At 36.3% G+C, this 5,174-nt stretch carries 5 protein-coding genes; all 5 read left to right on the top strand.

Annotation, left to right across the window (positions count from 1 at the left end; translation table 11 throughout):
- Positions 1–278, top strand: a 278-nt coding sequence (locus tag M9194_RS21455; RefSeq protein WP_250614750.1) for a hypothetical protein, incomplete at its 5' end; no start/stop codon positions are given.
- 1,279 nt (positions 279–1,557) lie between these two features.
- The gene (locus tag M9194_RS21445; RefSeq protein WP_250614749.1) at positions 1,558–1,722 is read left to right on the top strand and encodes a hypothetical protein; all 165 of its coding nucleotides are present in this window, start codon (positions 1,558–1,560) and stop codon (positions 1,720–1,722) included.
- Between the two features lie 644 nt (positions 1,723–2,366).
- Positions 2,367–2,975, top strand: coding sequence for a formyltransferase family protein (locus tag M9194_RS21440; RefSeq protein WP_250614748.1), 609 nt, complete (start codon positions 2,367–2,369; stop codon positions 2,973–2,975).
- The gene (pseI, locus tag M9194_RS21435) at positions 2,968–4,032 is read left to right on the top strand and encodes a pseudaminic acid synthase (RefSeq protein WP_250614747.1); all 1,065 of its coding nucleotides are present in this window, start codon (positions 2,968–2,970) and stop codon (positions 4,030–4,032) included. Before M9194_RS21440 ends, pseI begins: the two co-directional genes overlap by 8 nt.
- Positions 4,029–4,598 carry an ElyC/SanA/YdcF family protein gene (locus M9194_RS21430; protein WP_250614746.1) on the top strand — a complete coding sequence of 190 codons (570 nt, stop codon included), beginning with the start codon at positions 4,029–4,031 and terminating at the stop codon, positions 4,596–4,598. Before pseI ends, M9194_RS21430 begins: the two co-directional genes overlap by 4 nt.
- Positions 4,599–5,174: the final 576 nt, after the last annotated feature.

The raw sequence follows: 5,174 nt of genomic DNA, 5'->3' as shown, positions 1-5,174 counted from the left end.
TTGTTGAAAGGGAAATAAGTCAGAACCAAGCTTTAGAAAAAAGACAAACACCGGTAAGAGAGAAAACGAGAACAGTCGAGAGCAAGGTTAATGTTGGAGGTGTACGCTCAAAAGTGGTTGAAATTGGGGCTAACTTTGTTGGCTATGAATCCAAGGAAGCTGCTGTTAGTGGTTCGGGAATGAGTATTGACACGATAAGACGAAGAATTAAAGCGGGAACAGATGGTTTTTGGCAAGAGTTTGAAGATGGAGCGATTCAAGGGAAAAAGCCAAATTAGGAGCAAATGATCATTGCGATCAATGCATTCTACAGATAATCTAAAAGACAGATGTGAAAAAAACCACTCCGGCAAGAGTGGTTTTTTCGGAATACTTAAACTGGTTTCTCGGCCTGTATAAGTCCTTTCATGATAGATCATATCACGCAAGCACTTCAAGTATTCCCGAGTCCTATTTGGAATCAAGATGTTTTGGATAGGAGGGACGTCCCGCTGCCGAGCAAGGGATACCAGAGGCAGTCAGCGAACAAATCAAACCCGAAATGACGTAATAAGTCACGGTGCTACACCTGCTAGGCATCGAGTAAGGCTGAATGATAATACGGTTTGATGTCTCCCACTGTGGTGGACGATTTAAATATCTGCAAATGAATTTAAGTCGCTAACGGGAGAGCGTAGGGCAGGCCGAAACGAGAGACAACGTTAACCGGTTAAGCGCGAAATGAACCTTGATAGCTTCCAAAATTTCATTTGGTCTAGCTAGGGGTTCGGCGTAGCCGAAACAAAGTTCTTTCAGCTTTTTCTCAGAACAAAAAAAAACACACTTATTGAGCGCGGAGCGCAAACTCTCCATTTCCTCGATTTTGCTTGTCGATTGTGTGTAAAACTATGGGCAGTTTACTGTCCTAGTTTTTCCACATGAGGTGGTACGCTTTATCCTCGTTTTGTCTCATGGTTATAACTGGAACAGTGTCGGCGCGTATAATGCAGGATTTAAACAATCCAACCATGCAGCGCGGCAGCGGTACATATCCAAAGTCAAAGCTGCGTTAGCTCAACTCGAATGACCTTCCATACAGAACAAATTCAGTCGCCATTTGACGGCTTTTTTTGCCCCTGACGATTTCAGATCCACCACAAGACAAGATTTCTATTCGCTCAGAATCATCTCGCGTTTTGAGTTTTCAAAGCCACCACACCCTACGGCACATTGAATTTCAATATGAGTGGTTGTCTGTTGAAAATATAAACCCATAAAAACAATCACTTAAAAAACCAAAAGGACAATAATTGTAGGTGAGAAAAATTTTCAACAATCCAACTAATTAGCCGACTTTATCGTAGTTGAAAGTTAGTAAATCGTATTGCATTTCAATTTAGCTCTTATGTAACAAGGTGTACAGAGGATTTAACTTGAAATCAATGTGAAGTGTATTTGATTTCAAGTTAGCCCTTATATAATAAGGCTTGTACGGATTTTTCAGGTTGTGTTCATATTGAAATGTATTTGATTTACAGTTCAATCGTATTGTAATTTTTAAGGGATGAAAAACGTAAAATGACCAGAAGTACAGTCTTACAAGCGGAAGTGAAGGGAGCGTTAGAAGACTTTCGCCAATACCAAAAGCGCGAAGGGTTAAACGATGCGGATGCGGTTCGAGATTTGTTGTCTTTTGCTTTGCGGATAAAACTGAATGATAGTGATTATGATAGGTCATCATAATCGAGAGTTGATGGAAGAGATGTATCGCCGTATTCGGCAAATCCAAGGGACGGGAAATTTGAATTTTGCTCATAGTTTAATGGGGAAGCGTATTATAAAAATAAGGCCGACTCGATAGAGCAAAGAAAAATGCAACACTGACGCGCTTCGCTTGTCGGCCAGTTCGAACAGATGAAATATGCTTTGCATGATTTCACCTGGCGAACCGGCAATGTGTAAGTGTCAGAAATCTAGATTAGAGAGTTATTATGGGTTGAGTCTGAGCGTGTCACTTTTTCCCTGTAAATCGCTCTGAAACCGTCACAAACTTTCAGCGACATTTTTAGGTGATAAGGGGGGGATTGCACCTTTAAATGGCTCTCAGTGGCTTAAGGAGCTGCGGAAACGTGGTTTTTGATGGCTAACTTACTGATTTACCATAATGGGCATATTACGCACGTCACTTGCCATTCTCTATAATGTCTTGTCTTGTCTTGTCTTGTCTTTACAATACTCGCTGCTTTAATTTTGATTGTGAATAGATTTTTTAGAGTGGCAATTGTAATAGCTGTGTTTCTTCCGGTTTGTCCATCATAACTTCTTGGTGTTTAACGGTATAACAACAGTTTGTTGATAATAAATTATAAGGATTACTTAGGTTAAAAATGAAGAGAATTAATAATATAGATAAGCCTAAAAAAAGAATATTATTTTTAGGTTACGATGAGAAACAAACAAATCTAATTAATGCTTTGATTGAAAATGACTGTTTGGTAGATCATTCTGAAAATGAAGTTGAACCGATATCTGGATATGACTATGTTATTAGTTATGGTTATCGACATATTTTGAAAAAGAAGGTAATTGATGACTTTAAATGTCCTATTCTAAATTTGCATATATCATACTTGCCATATAATAGAGGAGCACACCCTAATTTTTGGTCATTTTATGATAACACACCAGCTGGAGTTACTATTCATTTGATTGATGATGGCGTAGATACTGGGCCAATTGTCAAACAAAAGTATGTAAATTTCGAGGAAAGTGATGATACTTTCGCTAAAACATATGCAAGATTAATTGAAAATATTGAAAGTTTATTTTTAGAAATTTTACCATCCTTGCTTTCAGACCAATGGGTGGCAAAAGAGCAAAGAGGCAAAGGTACTCATTATTTTGTGAAAGACTTGCCATCAAATTTTTCAGGATGGAATTCTAATATTGAAAAAGAGCTAGAACGATTAGATATGGAAGGATTGAAGTATGAATAATAAATTTTTTATTGAATCAAGGGAGATATCTAACAATAATCCTCCATATATTATTGCAGAAGTTTCGGCAAACCATAACGGTTCAATTATTCGAGCTAAAGAAACAATATTAGCTGCAAAAAATGCAGGAGTTGATGCTGTTAAAATACAGACATATACTCCTGACACCATGACAATAGATGTTAACAACCCAGATTTTTATATTAAAGATGGTTTGTGGAAAGGGAGATCTTTATATGAACTCTATGGAGAGGCTTATACTCCATTTGAATGGCATAATGAGCTTTTTTCATATGCCAAAGATATTGGGGTGACTCTTTTCTCTTCTCCATTTGATGAAACGGCCGTTGATCTATTGGAATCTCTTAATGTCCCTGCATATAAGGTAGCTTCATTTGAAATTGTTGACTTACCACTAATTAGATATATAGCAAAGAAAAATAAACCTATATTAATTTCAACGGGAATGGCATCGATTGATGAGATTGCAAATGCGATTGAAAGCGCTAAGTCTGTGGGTAACAATAAAATTGCATTGTTTCATTGCATTAGTAGCTATCCTGCACCAATAGATAGTGCAAATTTGAATATGATTCAAATTTTAAAAAATGAGTTCAATGTTCAAGTTGGACTGTCAGATCATACTCTTGGTAATTTAGCTAGTGTGACTGCTACATCTTTAGGGGCTACGGTTATTGAAAAACATTTTACATTAGATCGTTCTGATGGTGGTGTTGACAGCAGTTTTTCACTTGAACCTGATGAAATGAAATCTCTTGTAAAAGATACTCGAGATGCATTCTCTGCACTAGGTTGTTGTGAGTTTAGTCGATCCTCGGTTGAAGATTCTAACAAAGTATTCCGTCGTTCTTTATATTTCGTGGAAGATGTCAATGAAGGAGATGTAATTACTCGTGAAAGTGTAAGAAGAATTCGCCCTGGGTTTGGTCTTAGCGCAAAGTTTTATGATGTTGTTATTGGTTCGGTATGCCTGAAACCTGCTAAGCGAGGAGATCGAGTTACTCTAGAGCATTTCGATAAGGATGTAATCAAATGAAATGTCTGATAATACTATCTCATTTAATGTCGAAAGAATGTAAGTTAGGAATTGAGTCGGTAGGTCGATGTGAACTTGCTATGAATTTGTTTTTTGAAGGAAAGTACAAATTTATTCTCACAAGTGGTTGGGATTATAGAGAGGATTGCTCAGTTCCAATATCGGAGGTTGTAAGAAGTTATATTTTAAATAAATATAATGTTGAAAAAAAATCAGTTATATCACTACCATTCTCTAGAGATACAGTGGGGGATGCGTATTACTGTTTGGGTTTTTTGCAAGAATCACAAATAAAAGAAATTCATGTGGTATCTTCTGACTATCATAAAAGTAGAGTAGAATATATTTTCACTAAAGTTTTTAATGGTAAAGCAAAGATAAAAGTTTATGGGGCTACAACAAATGCTAATAATGATTTGGCTGTATTGCTACATGAGAAAGAATCAATAAATGCGTTTACTAAAACCTTTGCTTTGACTGATTTTTCATCTGTTAAATCGATACATAAAACACTTTCTGAAAAACATCCATTTTATAATGGTGATGTATATCCAAAGATAGACTGAAAATTGGGGTATCACCCCCATCTGTGTGAAAATTTACGGTTACAGCGTAAATTATTTTTTGTCTATTAATTCAATAGATTATGTACATATAAAATATGCTGATTAATGTGTCTATTTAGTCGTTATGAGATAATTAGTAGACATTTTTGTCTACTAAACGATTTTATAGACTGTTTTTTACTGCTAATAAGAGTTTCCGTAAATTCTCACATGAATGGGGTCACTACCCCAAATTGGTTTCATTTTTAGTAATAGATTGAACATAAATCTCGAAGTGCGTAGCACTGTCATACAGAAATCCTATTACTGTTATACAGAATTACAACCACTGTATGACAGTTTTTATTTTTATATTTCAAGGTTTTATTTTCTTTCTGTCATACAGAAATGGTCCAAACTGTCATACAGTAATTGACAAACTGTCATACTGTGACCATTCTTCTGTATGACAGAGGGAGTAAGTTATGGCAACAAATAAGAGCACGACGAATAAAACCAAAATGGTGAGTTTTAGAGTTCCTAACCATATTCATGAGAAGCTTCCAAAAGAGGGGTTGAGCCAATGGCTAGTGAGTC

The sequence above is a fragment of the Vibrio sinus genome (genome assembly GCF_023634645.1).
Lineage (GTDB): Bacteria > Pseudomonadota > Gammaproteobacteria > Enterobacterales > Vibrionaceae > Vibrio > Vibrio sinus.
This window is presented reverse-complemented; position numbering and strand designations above follow the sequence as displayed.